Below are 25,155 nucleotides of genomic sequence, written 5' to 3' on the forward strand. Positions count from 1 at the left end.
ACATGATATGGTAACCCTATATTATGGATTTTTCTGCTTAATTGCATGAAAAAATCAGAACAGATTAGTAGAATTTCGATATTTTAGAAGGATTTACGACAAATTCAACCATAAACATCCCTTACACATACCTGACATGAAGGTTTACACCAGATCTTTGTTACTGATACTTATAGCTGCCTATATACTGGCGACACCTGCTCAAGCGCAGCAATACAAACTCGAAGATGTTAGAAACTATCCTTTTCCAACCGCACTAACCGGTTCGGCAAAGACTTCAAGGATTACCTGGGCAATGGACGAAATAGGTAAACGCAATGTGTATGTCGCCGAAGCACCGAATTTTAAGGCCCGAAAACTAACGGCTTACCTAGAAGATGATGGACAGGAGATCAGCAGTCTCTCGTTAACGCCGGACGGCCATTGGGTCGTGTTTGTACGAGGTGGCGATCACGGTTCCAACTGGAACGATGATGAACCGGTGAATGTCAACGCTAAAGCAGAACCTCCGAAAGTGGAGATCCATGCCGTATCCTTCGACGGAAAAAAGCATATCCGGATTGGCGAAGGTGATGAGCCTGCAATTGCACCTGACGGAAAGCGACTGGTCTTTATGCGGAAGGGCGCTGCCTGGATCGCTCCCCTGGATGGAACAGCACCAGCGAAATTACTATTTACGCCACGCGGCCGGCTAAATGATCTGCCATGGGCGCCAGACGGTTCTGCGATTGCCTTTGTTGCGCAGCGACAGGATCATGCATTTATCGGTGTCTATAAATTCACCGATAGTGCTGTCACCTGGATGGCGCCATCTTTTCATCGCGACAGATCGCCGAGATGGTCGCCTGATGGTAAAAGCCTGGTCTTTGTGCGAACGGAAGGAATTGGAGGTAAGCCTCAGCCACTGCTTCAACCTCAGCACCAGCCCTGGTCCATCTGGAAAATCAACCTTGTTGATCAACGAGCCACCCAGCTTTGGAAAGCCCCGGCTACGCTCGCGGGTAATTTACCTGCAACCCATGGCGGCAGTAACCTGCATTGGGCTGCTAAGGATCGTATCATCTTTGTTTCGGCAGCCGACGGCTGGTCACATCTCTACAGCTTAAGCGCTGATGGTGGCGAGCCTACACTACTCACGCCGGGCAACTTTATGGTTGAGCATGTAAATTTGAATGCAGATAAAACGGAGATTTACTTCAGTGCAAACACTGGAAAAGATGCAAAGGATATTGACCGGAGACACATCGCCTTGGTGCCGGTAGATCGAGCTAGCATGACAGTATTGAGCGAAGGTTCTAATCTGGAGTGGACGCCGACAGTCACAGGGGATGGAAAACATTTGGCATTTATCACCAGCATCGGGCAACAACCCCCACTTCCTGCGGTATTGAACCTTGAACAGAAGAAAAACTTTTCAACGAATACCAAAGTCCTGGGAAAAGAACTTATTCCAGGATCCTTCCCTGTCAGTCAGCTCGTCACACCGGAACAGGTGATCTTCAGTGCTCCGGACGGGAAGAAAATACATGCCCAGCTTTTTAGGGCAAAGCGCAAGGCTGGTAAAAAGCCGGCGATCGTATACATACACGGCGGACCCTCGAGGCAGATGTTATTGGGATGGAACTATTCCGAATATTATTCAAATGCCTATGCGACCAATCAATACCTGGCAAGTCTGGGCTTTGATGTGCTATCCGTGAATTACCGGATGGGTATTGGTTATGGTGATGCTTTTCAACGGGTTGGAAAGAATGGAGAAAACGGTGCTGAAGAATATCAGGACATTGTTGCGGCCGGGCGATGGCTGGCAGCACAACAAGATATCGACGCAAGGAGAATAGGAGTTTACGGCGGCTCCTATGGTGGTTACCTCACCAATATGGCCTTGGCCAAAGACTCCAAGCTTTTCGCTGCAGGTGTAAGTATTCATAGCCTGAGTGAAAGAACACAAGACAGCGATGGTTCGCTCGGGCCGAACCGGTACGAGAAAGCGCCTGACCATTTGGAAGCTTCCAAAACTGCCTGGGCCTCCTCGCCCATTGCGTATCTGGAAACCTGGACGTCGCCGGTGCTGTTGATTCACGGAGATGATGACCGCAACGTTTCATTTGCCCATAGCATAGATCTCTACAAACGGCTTTCTGAAAAAGGTGTGGAACTGGAAACGTTGGTAATCCCGGATGACACGCATCATTGGATGAAATATGGAAACCTGATGAAGGTCAACCAGGCAATGGTCAATTTCTTCATAAAGCAGCTTAAACCATAATGGTTTGAAGTTTGTTCTCTTTTTTAAAAATCAGTATTTTGAAGAAAACACTCCTTTGTTTAATTACATTTCTATTGCCTGTTATCGTATATAGCCAGGTTGAAACCACCGTTGATAGTCTTAAAGCAGATTCACTGGGTAAAGATGGATCAAAGGTGATCAGGCCTCCAGATTCAACCTACAAACAATATGATGTAGCTGATGCTATTAGAAGTATTTTTACGCCAAATAAAACGATTAACCCTTACAAGAAGAAGTCAGGAATCACCTTAATGCCCAATGTAGCCTATAACCCCAGTATCGGTGCACAAATTGGGATAAAGGCGGTTGCAGGACGCGTACTTGGAAAAGATCCGAACACCCTGATGTCTGTCGCTGCAACCTCGGCTTCCATAACTACCAAGGGTATTATATATGCTTACTTAAGCCACAATGTGTTCACCCCCGGCAACAAATGGAACCTGCAGGGTAGTCTGGTCGCTGCAAAAACGGTTACACCCGATTACGGGCTCGGTATTGGCCAGGGCTCAACCGCGAGCCCTGAAGATGAGGCACTGACGAATGCGGAGCGCAAACCTTACGTGCTCCACGGTGAATTCTACAATTTCCGCGAGAAGGTTTATAAGCAACTCAGGGAAAACCTGTTCTTCGGGGCTGGAGTTTCGTTCGACATCCGCCGTAATGTTGAAGACCGTAACTCCGACACGGAACTAACACCATACAACATCTACATGGACCGTCATGGCTTCAAGCGGAGCGGCTACAGCGCCAATGGCTTACTGTTCAACGTTCAATACACCACAAGGGATAATCAAAACCGTGCATACAAAGGAATCTATGCTGATGCAGGTTTCCGCTTAAATCAAAGCTGGATGGGGAGTTCAAAAAATGCAGTTCAATTTACAACGGACTTCCGGAAATACTGGAGTCTTTCCAAACGGAATCCGGATCACGTGTTGGCATTTTGGAATTGGGGCTCTTACCTGGTTAGTGGCGATCTGCCCTACCTGGAACTCCCGGGCCCCGGCAAAGATGTAAATGCAAGAAGTGGACGCGGTTATACGATAGCCTATTTCAAAGGCACCAAATACTTTAATTCCGAGGTGGAATACCGTTTTCCAATTACAAGAAACAAGTTTTTAGCAGGCGTGACATTCTTTAACATTCAGACAGCTAACGATGAAAGTGGCGTTAAGCTCTTCGATAAATGGCAACCAGGTGGAGGTGCAGGATTACGTGTGCTGTTCAATAAGGCAACACGGACAAATCTTTGTTTGGATTATGCTTTCGGTAACTATGGGAAAAGAGGATTGTTCCTGGGGCTCAACGAAGCATTCTAGGAGGCCTTCAGATCCTCTTTCCAACGTTCATACTTCGACTGTGCTTCTGCCGGCATAGATGCAATGTTACCTTCAGCTAATGCAATCAACGCTGTGAAAACAGCTTCAAAGATCATCTGCCCGGCATTTAAATCACTCAAAACAGTAGGATTGGTTAAGGCTTTCGCCGCTTCAGTGTCGACGGAGCACTTTTTCAAAGTTTTACATACGTCCAGTAAAGAATCTGTTGCATTCTGCAAGGCCTGATCTAAGCGCGCCTGCCGGTTTTTCGCTTTGGATCTTAGTATCAGCCGGTACTCATCGAACACCTGCAGGTCCCGGGCGGCAGCCTCAATGAGTTTGGTTTGAAGATTGGAAATGGATTTTATTTTTTGACGCAGCTGTCGCCCCTGCCCGGGCTCTTTGCTTCTTTTAAGACTGATCTTCAGCGCCATGAGAATCATCGCGGCATTTAAACTAGCATTGGTAAGCAATACACAGCCACCGGTGATCTGGGGTCTCTCCCGGCTGGTTCGCTCCAGGAACTCCCGTAGGCTAAGATCCTGGAGGCGCTGCTTGGTTTCCAACTTTGCCACCACTATACTTCAGCAACACGAAATGGACGGATATCAACTTTGTCCCAGACTTTTGCGGTAATGTATATTTCATTTTCCAGCCAGCTGTTAAAAGCCTCGTCAGTTTCGAACTGGAGCACCATAGAAGAACCGATCATCATGCCCTGATCGTTAAGTATCGCGCCGCCTAGAATGTGGTTGCCACTCTTTTTCAGATTACGGACGTTTTCCAGGTGTTGTTCACGCACGCTCATGCGACGTTCCAAGGCTTCGGGATCAGTATGGTCGTACCCGGTAATTAAATATTGTTTCATTTCGGCAGGCAAATTAAGCGATATTACTACAACCTGCAACAGCTGCTATTGTTTGTACTTTAGTCCTTTTCAAACACCAGAAAATGTTGCAGCGGAAGAAAATCGCCTCTTTGAACGAGATGGTACCCACTTGCGCCAAGTTCACGTTGAACCTGAGCAACTGACATCTTATGCTCCGCTTTGATCCTGACGTTAGGGTCTTCCGCTTTATATTCCAGCAACAGCAGCTTACCGCCGGGTTTTAAGGCCGCTTTTATAGCTTCCAGAAACGCTTTAGGATGTTCGAGTTCATGGTAAACATCAACCATAATCACCAGATCAATTGCCTGTTTAGGCAGGTTTGGTCCCGTAGCTGAACCTTTTACAACTGCCACATTGTTCAGCTTCAAATCCTTGCTTTTTTGCTGCAGGTAGGCGATGGCATCATCTTGAATCTCTACGGCATATACCTTTCCATCCGGTACCCGCTCGGCAATTTTAAAGGTGTAGAAACCAGAACCTGCACCAACATCTGCAACAACACTATTCTTGCCGACAGGGAGATTCTTGATTGCTAAAGCTGTCTGCTCTTCCTGCATACGGCTACTGCGTTCAAGCCAGTCGACGCCATCGAAGCTCATGACCGCCGCGATTTCCCGCCCCATGTAAACCTTACCGGTACCATACTTTGATGCTGCCTTGCTTGAATAACCATCATTTTTCTGCTGGCCGCAAGCAGAAAAACTCGAGGCCAACAAAGCCATCAACAGCGGGTATGTTAATTTTCTTATTACCATACCTGAATATCGCCAAAATTCTTAAGCCGCGGCACGTTTAATCGCTTCAATATCGAATTTTGTCATCTTCAAAAAGGCATCCATAACTTTAGGAGCTTTATCCGGATCAGTCATCAAAGAACCCAATATACTTGGTACAACTTGCCACCAAACTCCGAAAGCATCCTGGCACCAGCCACATTTGCTTTCCTTTCCTCCTTCAGTAAGGTTTAGCCAAAAGAAGTCAATCTCCTCCTGTGTGTCACAGTTGATGACCAGACTCACACCCCAGTTAAACTGAAAATTGTGCTGCATGCTGCTTTCCATTGCACCCAGCCTCATGCCATCAAGCATTATCTGCGCATGTTTGATATTTCCAGGAATGTCACCTTCTCCGGGTTCGTATTTTGCGAGCACTTCGATGGACGCGTTATTGAATAAAGAGGTATAAAGATCTATCGCTTGCTGCGCCCTGCCGTTTTGTTCGCCAGCAAACATCAATGCGGGAAAAACATCAGGTTTGTTTTGCGCATCAGCGAGCATCAATTGCCAGCAGACGCCGAACTTATCCTGTACCCAGCCGTACCGCTCATTCCATGGATATTGGTCGAGCGGCATCATAATCAATCCCTCCGCTGCCAGCAGGTCCCAAGCATTTTGGATCTCCTCCGCAGACGCACAGATATTGAAAAAAGAAATTGAAGGATTCGGCTTGACACCCGGACCTCCGTTCATGCCCATAAACTGCCTACCTTTGATTTGGAAAGTCACAATCAATGGTGTACATGTACTCATACTGGCACCTTCAAATGCTTTACAGTAAAACGTTGCTGCCTCTTCTGCATTGCCGTCATACCAGATGCATGGAAAAATCGATGTATTCATGGCTTAAATTGATTTTAATTGATGTAATTTCTGCTGTTCCCTGACTCTAAATTGTACAATCGCTTCGATTAAAGCTACCGGGAGCGCCTTATGGAGCGGAAGCTGAATTGCCCCTTTCGACGTTTTATACTCCGCCAGATCGGTTGCGAATGCTGAGATCGCCGAAGGGCCTGGATAAAAGCCCATGTGCTTCTTAGCAGCTGCGAAATGTACTAAATTGCCGTGCAGCTTATAGGTAGGCATACCATAGTTGATGGCCTCGGATGCTTCAGGAGCTGCCTTGCTGATAATTCTTCTCATTTCGAGAAGCAGGTCCCGCTGTGGCTCCGGGCAGGCATCGATGTAGCTGCTTATGCTTTCAAAGTCTTTCATGATTGCTCGCAGATCTCTTTTAGCCGGTCCAGCGCTTTCGGGTAAGTCTCCGACAGGTAAGTTTTAAATGCATCCTCTACATCAACGTCTACCGTGACGTTGGTTCCACTACCGCTAGGTTCAAAGGAGAAGTTCTCATACATGCCCCGGAAGCCCTCTGCAGCTTCTCCTTCGGTAACCTCCTGTTCCCCATCAAGCATACCATAATATTCTACAGATACAAAGTCGTTTGGAACGTATGCCTTCACGCGACCAAGCATACCTTCCCGTTTGCCTTCTTTGTTCGTGGCCACAAACTTGATCTTTTCTCCCGCTTTCCAGCTACCTTCAAAATCAGATGTACTGCAAAAAACGGATGTCCACTGTTTGTAGCCCTCTTTATCAAGCATGGTGTTGAACACCTGGTCAACAGATGCCTCAATTTGAGTGTTAAATTTTAACCTTTCCATATTTATTCATTTAAATAACCGAAAACGCCGGATTTCTCATCGTTTGGCCGCTGCCGGTAACAGCTTGAAGCCCTATCAAAACTAAGTGAATTCAGATGTTCTGCACTTGTCTTAGGACAAGAAATCAGGAGGATAAAGGCCTGGGCGTGTAACATAATCCTTAAGCAACTCGCATTAATTCAAATAAGCCTCTATATTTGGCACAAATTTTTAAAACATTATGGCGAAGGCATCTGAAATCAAAGTGGGAAATATATTACGGTTCAATGGCGAGCTGGTTACGGTTGTAGAATTTATTCACCGTACACCCGGCAAAGGCGGAGCATTCTACTTGGGTAAGTTTCGTAATATAAAGACCTCCAGAATCGTGGAAGCACGTTTGAACACCGACGAACAGGTGGAAATTTGCCGTGTAGAGACAAACGATTATCAATACCTATATGAAGAGGGAGATTATTTCGTGGTGATGGACAACAATACTTTCGAGCAGTTTAATGTGCCAAAAGCACTGTTTGGTCAATCGGCAAGATTTATCAAAGAAGGTATGGACGTATTGGTTTCCTTAGAAAACGAAGAACCTATTATGGCCCAGGCACCGAACTTTGTAGAACTGGAGATAACTTATTCTGAACCAGCAGTCAAAGGAGATACCTCTTCGGGCGCTTTAAAGATGGCTACTACCGAAAACGGTGTTGAACTGAAAGTACCCTTGTTCGTTAATCAAGGCGATAAAATCAAAGTTGATACACGCACTGGCGAATACGTGGAACGCGTTAAATAAATCAATTCCGCAGCCAACGCGCTGGACACCCATTTTTTTTAATTTTAAAACGCCCGATCAATCTCGGGCGTTTTTTTGTGCTCCGCCCGATGCTGCAGCAAATCACAATACCAAAAGCCACTCTTGGCCTCTGGCCCTTTGCCTGCGGGCGCAGGGTACTCCCGGTAAACGCGCTCACCTACCTCAAAGGGTACGGCATGTTTGAAGATTGGTCCTTCAAAACAAAAGGTGTGAAACTCCCCGTTTTCACCACAGGGATCTACATGAGCAGGCAGGTCTTTTAAGAAGGTTTCGTCAAGTAATCTGCCTGCAAAAGAAGCATCCAATTTGCTGGCATCGACACATACCACAATAGCCTTGAAGCCCAAATCTATAAACTCTTTTAAGAGCTGCAAAGTGTTTTTTTGCCAAAGCGGAAATACCGCCTCCACCTGGAACTGTGCAAGCTGCCGTTCACGATAGGCTCTAAGATCTTCCAGAAATATATCTCCAAAAGCGGCATGGCTGAATCCCTCAGACTTTAAAGCCCTGGTGGCATCAGCCATCAATATGTTGTATGTTTCCATATCAGGCTGTTCAGGCAATTCGATTGTGCGATGCGGAATGCCCAATGCGGACATTTGATCAAGGAGCAGGGACCTGCGCAATCCATGCATTGTTACCCGATCATGGTGTTGGTTGATGGTTGTGACGAGTTGGCCGACAGCGTACCTTTCATCTTGCAGCAAATAATGTAATGCTAGCGCAGAATCCTTGCCTGTACTCCAGTTGAAATAGGTTTTTAGCTTGTTCAAAATCTTTTTATTTGCTGATGATGCTGCCCGGCACCAATCTGGCGTAAGTATCCGGATGTAAATCTCCTTTTGCATAGACAACAATGCCAATGCAACGTCCATCTTTGTCGACCTCGAATGCTATTCCCGAGGGATCTGCATAAACAGCGATCTGTTCTTGTTTAATCTGGTAGCCTTTCTCTTTCCTGACCTTAAAGACCTTCTGAATCTCGGTTAGTGTTGAGAACGCACCTATTCCTTGCTCGGTCTTATATGCCGGCGCAGTCACCCGGATCTGCTTCACTTTAGCGACAGGACTATTACCCATGTCCTTCGCAGTGAAAATTGATAAGGCATGTCCTGTGGAGTCGTGCTGCTCGAACCAGGTTGCTACAGCTTTCCCCATTGCGGCATCGCCAGCGTCTGGTTTTCCAAACTTCTTCATAATTGGTGCTGCGTCCGCATCCAGCTTAATGTTTCCCAGTCCTTCCCCAGGAACAATAAGCGAATCAGAAGGAACAACAATAGGTGCATTGGCTGGTCTTGAGCCAGTTCCTACCGCGACAAGCTCATTGCTGCTCTGCGTGCTTTGATCTCCGGATGCTCCTGAAGTAGTTTTCTGACTTTCAGTACAAGAGAAAAGAAGGGAAAATGAAAGCAGAATGAGGCTCAGTTGCTTGCAGCGATTAAAAACAAACGATTTTGTGAGACGACCTTTAAACTTAACCGGGCCTAAAGCTGTTGATGAGTGTGTGTTGTTTACCATAGGATGTTTGAAAATCATGAGTGTTGCAAATTTCAGTCCAGCAATATAGTTTAACAAGCGCCTAAAATTCCAGAGATTCTCTATTTGGAAGATAGCCTTAAACACAAAATCAATATTTTTAGACATGAAATTCGACTTTACAAATAAAACGGTACTGATTACCGGAGGATCCAGAGGGATCGGCGCAGTAACAGCAAAACTGTTCGCTGAAGCTGGCGCTCAGGTTGCGTTTACCTATTCGGGAAACCTGGAGGCTGCAGAACAAACATTGAAGGCCTTAGGTCCGGGGAATCATGCATGCTTCCAACTCGATCTTGGCAACCCGACATCCATTTCCCAGATGTTCCAGCGTTTTAGCGAAAAGTACGACCGGCTGGATATTCTCGTAAATAATGCGGCAGTACACCTTCCGCATAGAATACTGCAAGATGACTTTGAACATTGGCAAAACAGTTGGTCGCATACCTTAAACGCCAATCTGATGGGGCCGGCAAACATGTGCTATTTTGCCTCTAAGATTATGGTACCTCAGCAATCGGGCAAGATCATTAACATTTCATCGCGAGGTGCTTTCCGGGGTGAGCCCGAGAATCCTGCATATGGCGCTTCCAAGGCTGGTATCAACTCGATGAGTCAGTCGCTTGCGCTCGTGCTCGCTCCCCACAACATTAGTGTACACATCATTGCGCCAGGTTATGTTTCCACAGAAATGGCTGCAGAAAAGCTTGAAGGTGCAAGTGGCGAAGCTATCAAACAGCAAAGCCCGTATGGCCGTGTAGCTAAACCTGAAGAAGTCGCAAGACTTGTCGCCGTTTATGCAAGTGAAGGACTGGAATTTACCAGCGGCGGGATTGCCGATATCAATGGTGCCTCATACCTCAGAAGCTAACTTGCTACCTGGGACGAAGCGCTTCGCCTTCAAACTGGATTCCATCCCAGCCATGAAGCATAAATTGCCTGATGTTCTGATGATCTGAGCCATCAGGCGTATTGCAAACGGATTGGTAATGTTCAGCAAACAACTGCAGGGTATCTTCTTTTTCAAGATGATTTAGTTTAGCAAAGCTGAAAACCTTAGCACTGCCTTGGTTTTGCGTTGCTTCATTTGAATGCGCACCATTCCTGAATGCAGTGGGACGATGTTCATAATGCTGCTCAATAAAGCTGATGACATCATTAAACAAGATGCTGTTTGTTTTAAGCTTTGTAAGTAGTTCAACGATTTTTGCTTCCATAAGGATCTTTATTTTCATGCAAAACTAGAAAAATCAATCAGAACATCGATTTTAGCAAAAATATCCTTGATATACCTAGTCCGACAATGAACATCAGATTTCTAACCATCGCTGCCTTTACTTTGATTTCCTTCAGTTTATCTGCTCAACACGCATACAAGATCAGCTATGAACGAAGCTACAATGACAAAATTATGCCTGGCCAGGATCCGCTACTGGTTTACACAAGTAATGACCAGACGGCAATCACATCCGCTAAGGTTCTCGATTCGACAGCAACTTATCCATGTGAAACGTTCTACATAGATCGAAAAAAACCCGGGCTATACTACCGGCTCAGCACTTTTTCAAAGAGCAAAACGCTGGCGACAGCGGACTGGGCTATTCTGGAAAAAAATCCTCTGAAAATTACCGAAGAAACTCGCAAAATTTTAGGCTACAACTGTAGAAAAGCAACTACAAGTATCAATTCCAATGCTATTGAACTCTGGTACACCACTGATCTGGGTGTAAAAGGCGCACCAAATGAACTTGGCCAACATTTAGGTTTAGTGCTCGAGTACAACCGCAACGGAAACTCCAAGATCACTGCAACAAAAATAGAGCGCATCAAAGCCATGCCAGCAAGTGTGTCTTCACCGAAAATTGACAACCTGGTGGACGCGCTAACCTACCAGGATGAGGTCTGGAGAAGCCGTTTCACACAAGTGCCAATTTTTAGAAACGAATTGATCAACTTCAGTGACCAGGTGAAATCAGATAGCGTTCTTCGATTTGCAAGCGGAACAGTGATCTTGAAAAAAGTAAAAGTACCCGCATCAAAGGAGGGCATGCAGGCTTTCATTCAGCTCGTACAGCAATCAAACGGGGATGCTTACGATCGAACAGGTTCGGTATTTATGATTGCAGAGGACCAGAAACAAAGCTTTTTGGACGGGATGAAAAAAGGCATGAAGGAACTACCTGCATATGATGCCGGTAATGACAAGCAATATTTAGGCATGGTACGAACCGAAGGTTATTCACCAGTGTACGAGTTAATGCGCTTCTTCACACCTTTTGGCGTGAAACATTTCAATGACCGCGTTACTTTGAAGAATAAGAGCTGGCAAGACAGTGTTATTTACCGCCAGGACGTTACTGAATTCCTACCCTTGATGGCCGGAAAGGAAGTGTACATCGGCACCTACATCGGGAACTATGATAAAGGTGGCCATAAGGTAAGTCTTGAATTAACCATCCATCCAGGTGCCGAATCTAATAACGCTACAAAAAAGCTGCTGTCTGTGTTCAATACCACAAATGTGATGGAAATGGGCGGACAGGAATATGCCACATTATTCGGCGCGGAAAAAGGTCTTGAAGTTAGCTTTACCCTCCCGGAAGATGCTAAAGACGTAAAGTTAAGATACATTACTACAGGACACGGTGGCTGGGGTAATGGGGACGAGTTTGTGCCGAAGGAGAACCGCATCTCGCTTGACGGCAACGTAGCGTTCAAATTTGTTCCCTGGCGTGTAGACTGTGGTTCCTACCGCCTCTTCAATCCCGTCTCCGGAAACTTCGCCAATGGGCTATCCTCATCAGATTTAAGTCGCTCAAACTGGTGTCCAGGCACTGTAACCAACCCCAACTATATTGATCTGGGAGACTTAAAAGCTGGCCAGCACACCATTAAAGTGCAGATCCCTCAGGGAAAACCGGAGGGAACTAGCTTTAGCTTCTGGAATGTGTCTGGTTGCTTGATCTACGACGGAAAACCCGGAATTAACGGGGGAGATTAGTGGAACAAGACTTAACCTTTAAACTGGGTCTGCTCAAATGCACGCTCTTGATACACCTGGAACTCGGAAATTTCAGCAGGCTTTGCAGACTCTAGAATCTCCATGCGTACCTTGCCACCCCAAAGTGGATCGAAACGATGCAGTTTAATCTTATCTACATTTGTACCGCTGAAAAACTGCTTCCAGGTTGTACCACTCCAGTAGGATAAGGTATAGCGCTTAATGTTTTCCTCCGGTTCAGCGATCACAATCATATTAAACTGCTTATCCTTAGTGAAGTCTACTTCGTACCAGGGATTTTTCACGGTGCGATAAGATTGCCATCTGGTTTCAAAATCATCATCATTGCCAAAGTCCATGATGTTCATGTCCTCACTCCAACTGGAGTTGCTCGGCTGATGATTTGCAAGGTTGCTCGAGATAATTGGCAGGTCCAATGCTGGCAGCTTTGCTGTAGGCCCCTCGTTCCTCCATAACTTGCCAACGGCTTTTAAGGCTGCAATTGCATTATCATCAATCAGCCCATCACGATTTGGCGCGACATTCAGGATGAAATTACAGCTTGCCGCATTCAGCGGACGAATCAAACTGTCTACAATCTCCTTAGGATCACGCACAGGTTTAGAGGGGAAGTCCGTTTTCCAAAACCAATTTTTATTGATCGGTAAACAAGCTAGTGCCGGCATCCGCTTACTCTCCTTCGCCATCCGCTGCCCGGCACCCATCTCATAGGTTTTAATATCGGTGTAGTACAATCCTTCAGCTGGATACTTTGCGCCATTTAAATCCATTACAAGGCAATCAGGTTGGAGGCGCTTAATCAGGTGGTAGATATCTTCAAAAGGAATATCGTCATAAGAGATTCTCGACCATGGCGCATCCCAGCCATCAATAATTAACGCCTCAATTTTTCCATATTTTGTAAGTAGTTCGGTGATCTGTGCCTTAACCATCTCAATATGTTTAGGGCTGATCTGGTTGGGTCTGAGCTTGTGGTGCGTATCAAGTATGGAATAGTACAACATCACTTTCAAACCATTTGCCCGGAAAGCATCGGTAAACTGCTTTACAACATCCTTTCCATAAGGACTGTTCATCACATTATAGTCTGTGGTCTTGGTATCCCAGATGCTAAAACCACTATGGTGCTTTGTTGTAAGACAACCATAACTCATGTTTGCTGATTTAGCCGCTTTCGCCCACTGGTTAGCGTCTAATTTTTTAGGATTGAACAGTGTCATGGATGCTTCTGGATCAGGCCAGTCCGCATCTGCATAGGTTGGAATGTTGTAATGGATGAACATGCCGAAACGCAAGTCAACAAATTCCTGTTGTAGCAAGTTTAATTTCGTCACAGCAGATGGATGCTTATATTGAGCAATCGTCTTTAGCGGAATGAAGCACAATAGGGAGAGGATTACGCGATTGCATAACTGTTTAACGCTCATGGTCAGGCTAGTGGTTTAGTTTTACGGTTCGGGTAAAATAGGAATTTCTTGAACTAAGGCAAAAAAAACTAACTAACGTTATGAGCCAGCACCCTCCAAAGACAATTTATGAAATCATCATGGTTGAGGGGAATACTTCACAACCTGATGCTGCATAGGCTCAATGCTGGTCAAATAAGCGTATATAGCTTCGAGGTCTTGTGCTTTCATGCCAGCGTACATACTCCAGGGCATAGGCGTGTTCATGCTGCCTTTTACAACTTTCGGCGCATGGTAATTGGAATCTGCATAAGACTTAAACCGCTGTACAAAAGCCCTTTTACTCCAGGCACCTATACCCGTACTTTGATCTGCAGTAATGTTTGGCGATCGTACAATGCCGGTTGGCATTCGGAACTCCATCCCGCCACCAAACTCGGTGCCTTTGATCACACTACCTTTATCGGTCTGGCTGTGGCAATCCACGCAGCCGGCAGCATTCACCAGGTATGCACCGTACATGACGGTATCTTGAACTGGCGGTTTTTTCTGGAAAGCTGCTTTTTGTGGCATAGTGTTCATGATAAAGTTTACCGGGAAGTCGGCTTGCGAATTTGGAATATCTTTTTGCACCGGATCCAGGGTACGCAGATAAGCTATAATGTCATAGACATCTTCTCTATCCATCTTTCCAAAACGATGCGCTGCCATGAGCGGAAATAATGCTTTGCCATCCTTGTTTACCCCGGTAGTAATGGCATGTAGAATTTCCCCATCTGTCCATTTCTTCATTGCATAAGGGGTGATATTGGGCGCATAAAAAGTGCCCGGGAAACCCATTTCCTCATTAAACACCTCTCCTCCGGCACCAAATCCATCCTTTTTCATTGGACCTGCGAAAAGGGCCCAATCTCTTGAGCTATGGCAATCCATGCAGACAGTTACATGATTGGCCAAGTAACGCCCATTTTCAATCCGCTCTGGGCTGGATGATACCGTAATCACAGGCGCTTTCCCGGTATCGGGAAGGGCAATTTTGAGATAGGCAGCTGCAGCAGCAACCATGATAACAACAATTCCAAAGAGCACAAGAAGCACCTTCAATACTTTCATTTTCAAACGGGTTTAGGTTAAGCAACATCAATCAAAACGAGCATATCATCCTGATTGACAGTAATTTGATTTAAATTCCTGAAAAATGTTACGTATGCTGCTCTTAATTTGAACAACCGGAATGTACCCGCGGCGATCCTGGCGCAGGGCATCACTTTATAAAAATACTAAGGGCGAACTTTGCTGCAAATCGCTATACGTAGGTATTTTATCCTTAAACCTCAGACCGAAATGAGATGCCTGAGTTCCTGATGTTACTCCGACTTCATATTATCTCCATCTTTGAAATGCAGTCTCCTGAATATTGCACCAGATAAAATAGTCAGACTACCCACAACCAGAAAGGTATACCTGAAAGCATTATGGATCTCGTCATGAATTAACTTAACATCCCCTTGGAAAAACTTGAGCACTAATAACCCGAAGGCCACACCAAATCCAATTGCCAGCTGTTGATTAACAGATACGAGCGAGTTTCCACTGCTGGTCTGGTATTGCCGCAAATCGGCGATGGAGATCGTGTTCATGGCCGTAAACTGAATGGAGTTAAAGAACCCCAGTATAGCGATGATCGGCATATACCAGTAAATGGAGGCACTTACCTCCGGGATAGCCATACTGCAGATCAGAATTCCGATAATGAAAGTATTGGTCATCAACGTTGCACGGTATCCGAACCGGTCCAATATCCCGATCACCGCAGACTTTCCAAACATCGCTGTAATCGCCATAGGTGCAACGATCCAGCCAGAGGTAACTGCCGACCGGCCATAGGCGATCTGAATCATCATCGGCAACAGAAGTGGAATAGCGCTGATACCGAGCCTTGTAGCAAGGTTACCGAGAATACCAACCCTGAAGGTTCTAACCTGGAAGAGATCAAGCGGAAAGATTGGATTGTTATCCTTGGAAGCATGGCGATAATAAAAATACAACATCAAGAAGCCGAGTAACAGCACCACCAGCACTGGAGTAACATGTACCGTATTGCCGAACAACTCCAGTGCGACGGAAAGCAAAAGGGAGGCTGCAGCAAAGATCAAAAAACCTTTAAGGTCAAAATCAATAATGGGCGACTTATAATCCGGCATGTATTTCAAACTTAATGCAATCCCGAGTAACCCAATTGGTATATTGATCAGAAAGATCCAGTGCCAGGATAGGTAATCGACCATATAACCACCGACTAGTGGACCCAGTACCGGCCCAATTAAAGCAGGAATGATGGCGAAGTTCATGGCTTTCAGCAACTCATGTTTTTGGAAAGTCCTGATCAAAGCAAGCTTCCCTACTGGGGTCATCAAACTACCTCCTACCCCCTGGATCATCCTGGCAACAACCAGTTCTGTTAAATTCTGGGCAAGCGAACAAAATAATGAACCCAGGCTAAAGAGGATCAGCGAAAAGATGAAAACCTTTTTAGTACCAAACTTATCCGCGAGAAAACCGCTGACCGGCATAAAAACCGCCAAGGTTAGTACGTAACTAATAATTGCATTCTGCATGTTCAAGGGTGACTCCTTCAAGTCTTTTGCAATTGCTGGCAGAGAAGTGTTCAAAATGGTGGAATCCAGCATCTGCATGAAGATCGCGGTCGCTAGAATCATAGGCAGCAGTTTTTTCGTGATCTCCGGAGTTTGCACAGGTGCCAATGTCGTCATGTTGTTCGTTTATTGCTGAAATAAGATATAAACCGACCTAAAGGTTCTTTGGTTTGAAGGATTATACCCATTCTCCAATACACTGCGTAAATCACGTTTGCGATGCGTATTTTTGCGCAACTGAAGCATTCTGCTCCAGTACATAGCGTATCCAAACAGCAATGAGACCGAAGAAAAACGTCCATCAAACATTCCTTTTCATCAACACGTTCCTTACCGCAATATTCTTAACCATTCCACTGCTGGCACAAAATACCCCGGCATCCAAGGGCCCGGATATGTCAATTCTTTCCGATTCGGCAACGCTGACTAAGGGCGACTACCTCGTGCATCTTCAAAAAGTATTCGAAACCGTAAACAAAGTTCCGGCTACGGTAGGTTCTTTTACGAAACTGAAGCCCATAAACAATTATCTTAGGCGGGACGAAGATGCACTGGCACTGCTCAAAAGCAGACTCACCCAAAGTGAAAGAATTCTGAATCTGCAAAACCTGCAGATGGACCAAACACTGCTCGAACAACTTCAAACCAACAACATGGAGTGCCTGGCAGATCTGGATGAATATGAAAAGGAACTGAGAGCACTAAAGACGGAAATTCTAAAACTTCGGGAAGATACGGTGTTGACGAAGCTATTTACGCTACCAGAAATGCGCGTGATGTTCAAAGACCAATTTGCGGAACTTAAACAAAAAGCTCAGGTTATGGACAGCCTCCTTAAAACCACAACCACCAGCATTAACGATCTGCAGGCAAGGACCTCTGCAAACCTGATCAACATCAAAGAGCTAATGTATCTTACCGACCGACAACTGGATGCGGTCGGCATAAAAGCTTTCAGTAAGGAACGCCGCTACCTTTGGGAACCAGTAAAAAAACGAGCTAAAGGCCCGGGCTTTCGAAACTTCATTTCCGGTGAAAAAGAAGTCTCGGCCTATTACTTTGTATATACCCGCAGCAGCCGTGCATTCCTGCTGCTTACCTGCATCACCTTCTTCATCTGGGTATACTTTAATGTTCGCAGTGTTAAGCAGCATGACCGCCTGGAGGCACTTGAAGATTTCACATTACTCCAGCAAAGGCCATTTCTGATTACCATGATCATGTTGTTTACCTTGGCACCGGTCTTCGACCTCAAGGCTCCGGCACTATATATTGAGATGGTACAGATCTTACTGGCCCTTGCACTAACGGCGTTTTTCCGCCAAAAGCTGTCGCAGAAGCTGTTCATTCGCTGGTGCATTTTTGCAGTATTGCTGATTGCGCCGGTGGTGCTGCGCCTGCTGGGCATGCCAGCTTGGTCACAAAGATGGTTGCTGCTGTTCCTGAGCGTTAGTTCAACTATTTTCGGCATCAGCATTCTCCGCAGGATGAGCGAAGAAACCAGACGTTACAAGATGATCGTGGCAACCATTTTTATCTACACGGGCTTTGCGTTCATTGCAACGATATGTAACCTGTTTGGCCGCTTCACCTTGACACAGATCTTCTATTCAACCGGCGTGAATGCCTTAGTAAACTCGATCTCCCTAACTATTCTTTCGAAAGTCCTGGTACAAGCGTTCTTACTCCAGATGAAGAGCAGCAGGATCCGTAAAGGCTACCCCGAGTATTTCGACTGGCAGCCGGTCAGCGGGGGCTTAAAACGAATCACAGGTATTCTGGCCATTGTACTTTGGCTGGTTATATTTTCAACCAACCTGAACATCTTCAATAGTCTTTATGACGCTTTAACGGAGGTACTTACCGAGCAACGAACAATCGGAAATTTCTCCTTTACCTTTGGTGGCATTTTGCTCTTCTTAAGTATCATCTGGACAGCGAACTTCCTGCAAAAGTATATTGCTTATTTCTTCGGCGATACTGGCGATGACGGCATTGAAGACAACAAAGGCGAACGATCAAAGCTGTTGGTGACGCGACTGGTGCTGTTGATCGGCGGCTTTATGATTGCGGTAGCAGCATCCGGTTTACCGATAGACAAAATCACGGTTATCCTGGGTGCACTCGGTGTGGGTATCGGTCTGGGTTTGCAGAATATCGTAAGTAATTTTGTTTCCGGTATCATCCTGATCTTTGATAAAACTATCCGGATCGGCGACGTTGTGGAGCTAAGCAGCAAAAAAGGACGTGTAAAGGAGATCGGTGTCCGTGCCAGTACCCTGCTTACGGATGAAGGTGCTGAAATCATCATTCCTAATGGGTCCATCTTATCTAATAACATCATCAACTGGACTTTGAGCAATAACCAAATGCGCGTGGACATTGCACTCAGCATCAGGAAGCCCTTCAACTCAACGGAGGTCGTTAACCAGATCCGGGAGATCGTTACCACAAATGACAATGTTTTTGTGAACAAAGAACCCGTTATCATGATCAGCCCGGTAAGCAAATCCAGCAGTAACATCAAGATCTATTTCTGGTGTAAGAGTATTGCGAAAGCCGATCTTACCAGAAGTCTGGTGATTGCACAGATCTTCGAAGTGCTGGAAGAAAAGGAAATCGAAATTATCTAATATGCTGGTTTATTGCATCAACTAAATACCTGACAGGTTGTTATCTATGGTAAATGCTATTACGATGAAGAATGACAATCAAGTTTTGATTACCGAACTCGAAAAGCTGCTCCGGGGCGGAACTGCCCATATAGGTTTTGAAGATGCTATTGCCGAGCTTCCCGAAGCACTGCTTGGCCAAACACCAGAAAACTTGCCCTATAGCATCTGGCAGCTGGTTGAACACATCAGAATTGCACAGGCTGATATGTTAGATTTCTGCAGGAACCCGGACTATAAAGCATTGAACTGGCCAGAGGACTATTGGCCCAGGGAAGCTGCACCAAAAGACAAAGCAGCCTTTGAACGCAGTGTAAGGTCCATCCTGGAAGACCAGGAAGCTTTCATACAATTGCTTCATCAAGGAGATCTCTACACCCCGTTCCCACACGGTGAAGGGCAAACACTTTTACGGGAAGCGCTTCAGATCGCAGATCATACCGCGTATCATGTTGCAGAAATTGTTGTCATCAGGCGACTGCTCGATGTATGGAAATAAGGGTCAATCGAAGACTTCAGAATTAATGCGCTCAGCTAGGTCTTTGTAGAAATGGTATAAAAGCGCTCTCCATCGCGTTCCGGAAAACGGTATTGCAGCCGGCCTGAACTTCGTAGGATAAAAATAATCTAAAAGACCATAAAATAGAAAAGGGCGACCTCTCGGCTGCCCTCATCATTAATTAACGCTCTCATCACAAATATAGCTTTAATAACATCAATCAAAAGTGTGTTAACGACATTGTGCCAAAAGTTGTAAATATTTGTTCAGTATTGTACTATTTTGCCAGTTTATACCTGATGTTGGCAATTGCAAAACCATATGGGTTATTTATATTTTCACCATCACGTGCATAAGCAATTTCAATCACATTAAAGGGTTTCAAAGCAGTAACTGCGAAAAGCTTTGCCCCAGCAGGTGTTGAAGCAACCTGCACTAAACTAGCTACCTGAGGATTTTCTCTACTATCATAGTAACCAACGGAAAAAGGATAGGCATCATAAAGATTAGGTGCAAGTTCAAATCCAAAGGTGGTCACATACTTCGATAGCTGCAGGGTAAGGCGGTTTTGCTGTCTGGTATATAGCACTGCTGGCGCTTCGTGTTCCACGTTAGGCTTGCTGTTCCAGACTGCTGTCCAACCGCTCGGGTAGCCAGGCATTCTTCTTACACTATCCGTGAAAGTAACCTTAAGTGATTGATCTGCGATACAATTGATGATACTGAAATCCCCCGGATGTTTAATCTTCATTAAAGTGGTAGCCTTGCGGTATGCCTCATCAGGCACTTGTATTTGGGTATATCCTGTGGAAACTGGTGCCTGCCGGGTGTTCAATAACACGGTATTGGACTGAACCTTTGTCTCGATGAACCTCCTCCCGTCTTCCAAAGGCACACTCAACTGGTATTTCCTGATCTCGGCAAGAGGTTCAGGCGATGCGGCTTGTTCATTTTTCGTGCAGGAAAGGTTTAGGACGAATAGCATCGAGGCACTCATCCAGATTTTACTTAAGGTTTTCATATGTTTATGGATTTGGTTACAGTGGAGTTGAGCACGCAACCAAATATATAAACAAAATGCTATGAGGCAGTTACCATGTTTAATGTGACATCATGTGGAAGTATGTGAAATCGTACCTATTTAAGCGCGATGAAACGTGCAAGCGGTGCCATGCGGGCTTTATTTAACGATAGGCTATCCCCACTGATGCTGTAATTATCCGCAACCGTAAAGACTTTACTTAGCCCATTTTCGATCGACATGTCTTCACAAGCCATTTTGGTCGACATGCCCGCGGAGAACCTGATCCTTCCCTGCCCTTCCAGGGTGAAATTTCCCCCAATTCCATTGCAACCACCAGAAGCTGAATAGCGATTATCTGTAGTTTGAAGCAGGAGAAATGGTTCTTTGCCATTGATCTTATCCGCTACGGGTTTACCTTCAAGCTCAACCAGCTTCCATTTACGGTCGGTGATCACAGCGGCTTGTTGGCTTTGCGCCGCCGGCTTTTTGAAGATGCTGCATGCACCGAAGGCTATCGTGCAAAATGCGAGGGTTGACAATGGTAGACGTTTCATAATGGTAAAGATAAAGTGCTTTTATCGGCTCTATGCTGATGCTTGTACCACGAAGATAGGAATTTTGAAGTAATAGACTGTTCGTAGCATCGCTGCAGCACTGTTCATTGTCGAACATTTGTTGTCCGTTATTGAACAGCTTAAATTCCAGCTTTGTGTATTTTCGTCATTATCAAGCGTTTACAAAGCCCGTTTAAGCTGGCATGTTAATCGCCATGCCAGGAAAAAACAAAATATGCTCGCACTCAACTTCAGAATAGCCCTAAGAAACATTCGCAAACATCCTGGCTTCACAGCAATCAATATTGGAGGACTCGCCATTGGCATTGCTTCCTGCATGCTGCTGTTGTTGTATGTCAATTATGAATGGAGTTATGATAAACAGTTCAAGGACATTGACCGGATCTACTTTGCAAAACTAAATCTGAAGTTAAGCTCCAATCTGGTGACCCTGGAAGCGACACCAAACAAGCTCGCTCCTGCTGCAAGTCAGGAGATCCCGGCGATTCAATTCGCTGCAAGGATCAGTGATGAAGAATACAAGCTGTACAGCTACAAGCAGAACAAGATCAAGCTGACCTACAACTGTGTCGATGCTAGCTTTCTGAAGATATTTGATTATCCCTTTTTGAAGGGTGATGCGGCAACAGCCTTGAGCCAGCCGAATGCAGTAATTCTTACGGAAAGTGCAGCCAAAAAACTGTTTGGCGAGGAAGAGCCTATCGGCAAAAGTTTGATGTGGGACAATCGAAAAGTACTCCAGGTAACTGCTGTAATCGCCGACTTACCGAAAAACCAGAGCATGCAGTTCGATGCCCTGCAAACCTGGGCTTTTTACCAGGAGCTATACCCCAATGAAGTAAATGATGGTTGGGGAAGTATCAACTGTTCAACGGTATTCAAACTACAGGAAAATGCGAATTTCGGCGCGGCAGATGCTGCGCTAAGGAAGCTCATCAAGAAGCATCATCCTGAAACGCAGCTGGAGGTTTTTCTGTTTCCATACAGCAAGTTCCAGTTGTATGACGAATTTCAGCAAGGCAAACTTGTAGGCGGCAGAATAGATCAGGTACGACTTTTCTTTTTTTTAGCCTTCTGCGTACTGGTTATTGCCAGTATCAATTACATGAACCTTTCTACGGCAAGATCAGAGAAACGGGCAAGGGAAGTCGGTGTCAGAAAAGCGCTGGGATCAAACCGGAAAACCTTGATCATGCAGTTTTTAACGGAATCCATATTGATGTCTTTCCTGGCTACGCTGCTCGCCCTGGTACTAATAGAGTTAAGCCTGCCCTATTTCAACCAACTGCTGGAGATCGTGATCACGATAGATTATCAATCCCCCTTATTCCTGGGTTCACTGTTCACGCTCATCCTGATCACGGGTTTTCTCGCTGGTTGTTATCCTGCTTTCTATTTGTCTTCTTTCCAGGCGGTAAAGGTGCTGAAAGGGTCCGCAACAATCGGCAAAGGCTCGGTTTCCATCCGAAAGCTGCTGGTGGTCTTCCAGTTTAGCCTGTCCGTCATTATGATTGTGGGTGCAAGCATTGTTTATGCACAAATTCAGTTTATCAAGAATAAGCCTTTAGGCTTTGATCAGAACAACCTGGTGCAACTCGCGCTTGAAGGGGAATTTGCCGACCCAAAGAAAGTTGAGCTCCTCAAAAGCACGCTGCAGGCACAGAACATCATTGTTTCTGCAACGGAGTTTGCTGCAGACTTTACGGCTAACGGTGGAACCATCACCGGCGATTTCAACTGGCCCGGCAAAAACCAGAATGATAATTATATCATCGACTACCGCAGTGTCGGTTTCGATTTCGTCCGCACCCTTGGGGCAAAACTGGTGGCGGGTGCTGACTTCTCCAGACAACTTGCTTCCGACACCGCCAGTGGTGTTCTGCTTAATGAGGAGGCGGCAAAGATGATGGCATTGAAGCATCCGGTTGGTACGGCCATCACCTGGGGAGATCAGCAAATGAAGATCATCGGCATTGTAAACAACCATCATAATCAAAATGTAAGAAATAAGCCAGGCGCTACCATTTTCTACTATAACCCAACAAGCAGCAGGATATTGCTGCTCCGTTTAAATCCCGACAAACCGTTACATACTGCGGTGAAGGCCATCAGCGCCATTTGCGCACAAATGAATCCAGCTTATCCGCCGGAGTTAAACTTTATCGATGAGGGCATGGCGCAAAAGCTAAGAGCAGAGCAGTTACTCAGCGTACTTTCTAAGATCTTTGGAAGCTTTGCCATTCTGATTTCCTGTCTGGGCCTGTTTGGATTAGCACTGTATATGGCGGAGCAACGTAAGCGGGAGATTAGTATCCGGAAGGTGCTGGGTGCAGATCTGAAAAGCATACTCCTGCTGCTAAATAAGGACTTCTTAAAACTCGTACTCCTTGCCAATGTAATTGCTATTCCGATTGCCTATGTTTTATTGACGAACTGGCTAAAAACCTACGATTACAAGGTCAGCATTGGTGTTTGGCCGTACCTGATGGCTGCAGCGCTCTCCCTGGCAATTGCAGTTATTACGCTGAGTATGCAGAGTTTTAAAGTGGCAAAAGCCAATCCTGTAGATGCCCTGAAATACGAATAGAAGTCCGGGCTTACACTAAAGTCTGCAAAGAATTGCCAATCTACGTTCGGTTAAATAACACGAAATAGCTACTTTGCAGATTCTTTCGCTCGGAACTTTAACTAATATCAGAGATTTGAATAAAAAGACTAGAGACATCATTACCATAGGCTTTGCCTTATTCGCCATGTTCTTTGGAGCAGGCAATTTACTTCTCCCACCATTTATTGGCATACAAATCGGCGATCATGTATGGATCACCATTCTAGCTTTCGGGCTAACCGGGATCCTACTCCCCTTTTTGGGCATCCTATCTGTTGTTAATGCCGGGGACAAATTCGAAGATCTTGGTGCTAAAATCCACCCACTGCTTTCACCAATCTTGGGGACGATAATCATGCTCTGCATTGGTCCGCTGATCGCAATTCCGCGAACCGCAGCGACGACTTATGAAGTGGGCGTTTTACCTTCGTTCCCGGGAACAAGCCCGATCCAAACTTCGCTGATCTTTTTCCTCGTGACCTGGTTTCTGACGATAAAACCATCCCGCGTGGTCGACATCATTGGTAATATCCTTACACCATTGCTCTTGATTTTGCTGATCAGCCTAATCCTGCTTGGCATACTTTCGCCAATTGCTGGCTTTGGTACTTCAGAACTCAGCACAGCACAATCGTTTACCCTAGGATTTATTGATGGCTATCAAACACTCGATGTTCTTGCCTCGGTGATCTTCGCAGGAATCATCATTACCGCAGCCCGGACCAAAGGGTATCAGACTACCCGAACCAAAATGCAGGTCGTGATCACTGCCGGTGCGCTATCATCGATTTTTCTCTTCATCATTTACGGCGGACTGATTTATCTAGGTGCTACCTCTGGAATATCAGGAACGGAAATTAAACGTTCCGAGCTCCTGATGCACATTTCACAGACCATACTTGGACCTTATGGAAAGATCGGTATTGCCATCTCCATTGCACTTGCATGTTTAACAACATCCATCGCTTTAGTTGCTGCATTTGGAACTTTCTTTTCCTCACTTACGAAAGGGAAATTGAGTTATAAATTACTAGTCACTGTTTGCTGTATTGCTTCCTGTGTACTTTCCATTACGGGCGTAGATAACATCATTTCATTTGCTTATCCCATTTTAAGTTTCGTATATCCAATTGCTATAACGCTGGTACTTTACACCGTATTCTTTGGCTCAATTGTCAAGAACCGTCAGCCCTATATCTATGCATTGTTAGCATCGACGTTAATTGCTGTATTTCATCTGCTGAAGCACTACTCACTGCTTAGCGGAGCAAACATTGAAGTTTTGAACCATATTCCGCTTTTTGAATACGAGTTGGGCTGGGTTATTCCTTCTGCGATTTGTTTCTTTGGTGCCTGGGCAATTGGTGGCTCTGGAAGCAAGGTTTTTGATTAAACCATTTTACCTACTTTTACGCA

Annotated in this window: 23 protein-coding genes; 9 read left to right on the forward strand and 14 right to left on the reverse strand. The window is 45.5% G+C overall.

Going from position 1 to position 25,155, the window contains the following annotated elements; translation table 11 throughout:
• The first annotated feature begins 157 nt into the window (after positions 1 to 157).
• Together AC5WJX_RS10935 and AC5WJX_RS10940 are read left to right on the forward strand one after the other, a co-directional pair.
• Complete coding sequence (locus AC5WJX_RS10935; protein WP_494484535.1) at positions 158 to 2,269, forward strand: S9 family peptidase; 2,112 nt, start codon at positions 158 to 160, stop codon at positions 2,267 to 2,269.
• Between the two features lie 38 nt (positions 2,270 to 2,307).
• Complete coding sequence (locus AC5WJX_RS10940; RefSeq protein ID WP_494484536.1) at positions 2,308 to 3,609, forward strand: BamA/TamA family outer membrane protein; 1,302 nt, start codon at positions 2,308 to 2,310, stop codon at positions 3,607 to 3,609.
• Here the strand turns inward: AC5WJX_RS10940 and AC5WJX_RS10945 are convergent.
• From AC5WJX_RS10945 to AC5WJX_RS10970, 6 genes are read right to left on the reverse strand one after another with little or no spacing between them, the layout of a single operon-like run.
• Entirely contained in the window at positions 3,606 to 4,175 is a 570-nt protein-coding gene (locus tag AC5WJX_RS10945; RefSeq protein WP_494484537.1) for a cyclodeaminase/cyclohydrolase family protein, read from the reverse strand. The genes AC5WJX_RS10940 and AC5WJX_RS10945 overlap by 4 nt on opposite strands.
• Positions 4,176 to 4,186: 11 nt before the next feature.
• Entirely contained in the window at positions 4,187 to 4,477 is a 291-nt protein-coding gene (locus tag AC5WJX_RS10950) for a YciI family protein (protein WP_440429073.1), read from the reverse strand.
• A 59-nt stretch (positions 4,478 to 4,536) separates the two neighbouring features.
• Positions 4,537 to 5,253, reverse strand: coding sequence for a class I SAM-dependent methyltransferase (locus AC5WJX_RS10955; protein ID WP_494484538.1), 717 nt, complete (start codon positions 5,251 to 5,253; stop codon positions 4,537 to 4,539).
• 21 nt (positions 5,254 to 5,274) lie between these two features.
• Positions 5,275 to 6,117, reverse strand: a complete 843-nt coding sequence (locus tag AC5WJX_RS10960) for a VOC family protein (protein ID WP_440429071.1) — start codon at positions 6,115 to 6,117, stop codon at positions 5,275 to 5,277.
• Positions 6,118 to 6,120: 3 nt separating this feature from the next.
• Complete coding sequence (locus tag AC5WJX_RS10965; protein WP_494484539.1) at positions 6,121 to 6,489, reverse strand: iron chaperone; 369 nt, start codon at positions 6,487 to 6,489, stop codon at positions 6,121 to 6,123.
• Positions 6,486 to 6,938, reverse strand: coding sequence for an SRPBCC family protein (locus AC5WJX_RS10970; protein WP_494484540.1), 453 nt, complete (start codon positions 6,936 to 6,938; stop codon positions 6,486 to 6,488). The genes AC5WJX_RS10965 and AC5WJX_RS10970 overlap by 4 nt, the downstream gene beginning before the upstream one ends.
• 220 nt (positions 6,939 to 7,158) lie before the next feature.
• Here AC5WJX_RS10970 and efp point away from each other — a divergent pair, with 220 nt between their 5' ends.
• Positions 7,159 to 7,719 (forward strand): elongation factor P, encoded by a 561-nt coding sequence (gene efp / locus AC5WJX_RS10975; protein WP_440429068.1) that lies wholly within the window; start codon positions 7,159 to 7,161, stop codon positions 7,717 to 7,719.
• Between the two features lie 44 nt (positions 7,720 to 7,763).
• Here efp and AC5WJX_RS10980 read toward each other — a convergent pair whose 3' ends face one another.
• Together AC5WJX_RS10980 and AC5WJX_RS10985 are read right to left on the reverse strand one after the other, a co-directional pair.
• A complete protein-coding gene (locus tag AC5WJX_RS10980) occupies positions 7,764 to 8,513 on the reverse strand; it encodes a Dph6-related ATP pyrophosphatase (RefSeq protein ID WP_494484541.1) in 750 nt (249 codons plus the stop codon).
• A gap of 7 nt (positions 8,514 to 8,520) precedes the next feature.
• Positions 8,521 to 9,258: a hypothetical protein gene (locus AC5WJX_RS10985; RefSeq protein ID WP_494484542.1), complete on the reverse strand. Its 738-nt coding sequence runs from the start codon at positions 9,256 to 9,258 to the stop codon at positions 8,521 to 8,523.
• Positions 9,259 to 9,382: 124 nt separating this feature from the next.
• Here AC5WJX_RS10985 and AC5WJX_RS10990 point away from each other — a divergent pair, with 124 nt between their 5' ends.
• Positions 9,383 to 10,147, forward strand: coding sequence for an SDR family NAD(P)-dependent oxidoreductase (locus AC5WJX_RS10990; RefSeq protein ID WP_440429066.1), 765 nt, complete (start codon positions 9,383 to 9,385; stop codon positions 10,145 to 10,147).
• Positions 10,148 to 10,151: 4 nt separating this feature from the next.
• On the opposite strand, the gene AC5WJX_RS10995 is transcribed toward AC5WJX_RS10990, so the two are convergent.
• Positions 10,152 to 10,493 (reverse strand): HopJ type III effector protein, encoded by a 342-nt coding sequence (locus tag AC5WJX_RS10995; RefSeq protein WP_494484543.1) that lies wholly within the window; start codon positions 10,491 to 10,493, stop codon positions 10,152 to 10,154.
• Between the two features lie 86 nt (positions 10,494 to 10,579).
• Here AC5WJX_RS10995 and AC5WJX_RS11000 point away from each other — a divergent pair, with 86 nt between their 5' ends.
• Positions 10,580 to 12,277, forward strand: a complete 1,698-nt coding sequence (locus AC5WJX_RS11000; RefSeq protein WP_494484544.1) for a GLPGLI family protein — start codon at positions 10,580 to 10,582, stop codon at positions 12,275 to 12,277.
• 11 nt (positions 12,278 to 12,288) lie between these two features.
• On the opposite strand, the gene AC5WJX_RS11005 is transcribed toward AC5WJX_RS11000, so the two are convergent.
• From AC5WJX_RS11005 to AC5WJX_RS11015, 3 genes are all read right to left on the reverse strand, one after another.
• Positions 12,289 to 13,725: an alpha-L-fucosidase gene (locus AC5WJX_RS11005; RefSeq protein ID WP_494484545.1), complete on the reverse strand. Its 1,437-nt coding sequence runs from the start codon at positions 13,723 to 13,725 to the stop codon at positions 12,289 to 12,291.
• A 117-nt stretch (positions 13,726 to 13,842) separates the two neighbouring features.
• Positions 13,843 to 14,817 (reverse strand): c-type cytochrome, encoded by a 975-nt coding sequence (locus tag AC5WJX_RS11010; RefSeq protein ID WP_494484546.1) that lies wholly within the window; start codon positions 14,815 to 14,817, stop codon positions 13,843 to 13,845.
• A 254-nt stretch (positions 14,818 to 15,071) separates the two neighbouring features.
• Positions 15,072 to 16,478 (reverse strand): MFS transporter, encoded by a 1,407-nt coding sequence (locus AC5WJX_RS11015; RefSeq protein ID WP_494484547.1) that lies wholly within the window; start codon positions 16,476 to 16,478, stop codon positions 15,072 to 15,074.
• Positions 16,479 to 16,639: 161 nt separating this feature from the next.
• On the opposite strand from AC5WJX_RS11015, the gene AC5WJX_RS11020 reads away from it, so the two are divergent.
• On the forward strand, positions 16,640 to 18,994 hold the full coding sequence (locus AC5WJX_RS11020; RefSeq protein WP_494484548.1) for a mechanosensitive ion channel family protein: 2,355 nt from the start codon (positions 16,640 to 16,642) through the stop codon (positions 18,992 to 18,994).
• A 64-nt stretch (positions 18,995 to 19,058) separates the two neighbouring features.
• The gene (locus tag AC5WJX_RS11025; RefSeq protein ID WP_494484549.1) at positions 19,059 to 19,532 is read left to right on the forward strand and encodes a DinB family protein; all 474 of its coding nucleotides are present in this window, start codon (positions 19,059 to 19,061) and stop codon (positions 19,530 to 19,532) included.
• 277 nt (positions 19,533 to 19,809) lie between these two features.
• Here the strand turns inward: AC5WJX_RS11025 and AC5WJX_RS11030 are convergent, their stop codons facing one another.
• Both AC5WJX_RS11030 and AC5WJX_RS11035 read right to left on the reverse strand, forming a co-directional pair.
• Entirely contained in the window at positions 19,810 to 20,553 is a 744-nt protein-coding gene (locus AC5WJX_RS11030; protein ID WP_494484550.1) for a hypothetical protein, read from the reverse strand.
• A 116-nt stretch (positions 20,554 to 20,669) separates the two neighbouring features.
• On the reverse strand, positions 20,670 to 21,110 hold the full coding sequence (locus AC5WJX_RS11035) for an META domain-containing protein (protein WP_494484551.1): 441 nt from the start codon (positions 21,108 to 21,110) through the stop codon (positions 20,670 to 20,672).
• A gap of 235 nt (positions 21,111 to 21,345) precedes the next feature.
• Between AC5WJX_RS11035 and AC5WJX_RS11040 the strand changes: the two genes are divergently transcribed.
• Together AC5WJX_RS11040 and brnQ are read left to right on the forward strand one after the other, a co-directional pair.
• Complete coding sequence (locus AC5WJX_RS11040) at positions 21,346 to 23,718, forward strand: ABC transporter permease (protein WP_494484552.1); 2,373 nt, start codon at positions 21,346 to 21,348, stop codon at positions 23,716 to 23,718.
• 115 nt (positions 23,719 to 23,833) lie between these two features.
• A complete protein-coding gene (gene brnQ, locus AC5WJX_RS11045) occupies positions 23,834 to 25,132 on the forward strand; it encodes a branched-chain amino acid transport system II carrier protein (protein WP_494484553.1) in 1,299 nt (432 codons plus the stop codon).
• The last annotated feature ends 23 nt before the right edge of the window (positions 25,133 to 25,155 follow it).

It is taken from the genome of Pedobacter sp. NEAU-ZC8, from assembly GCF_059278965.1.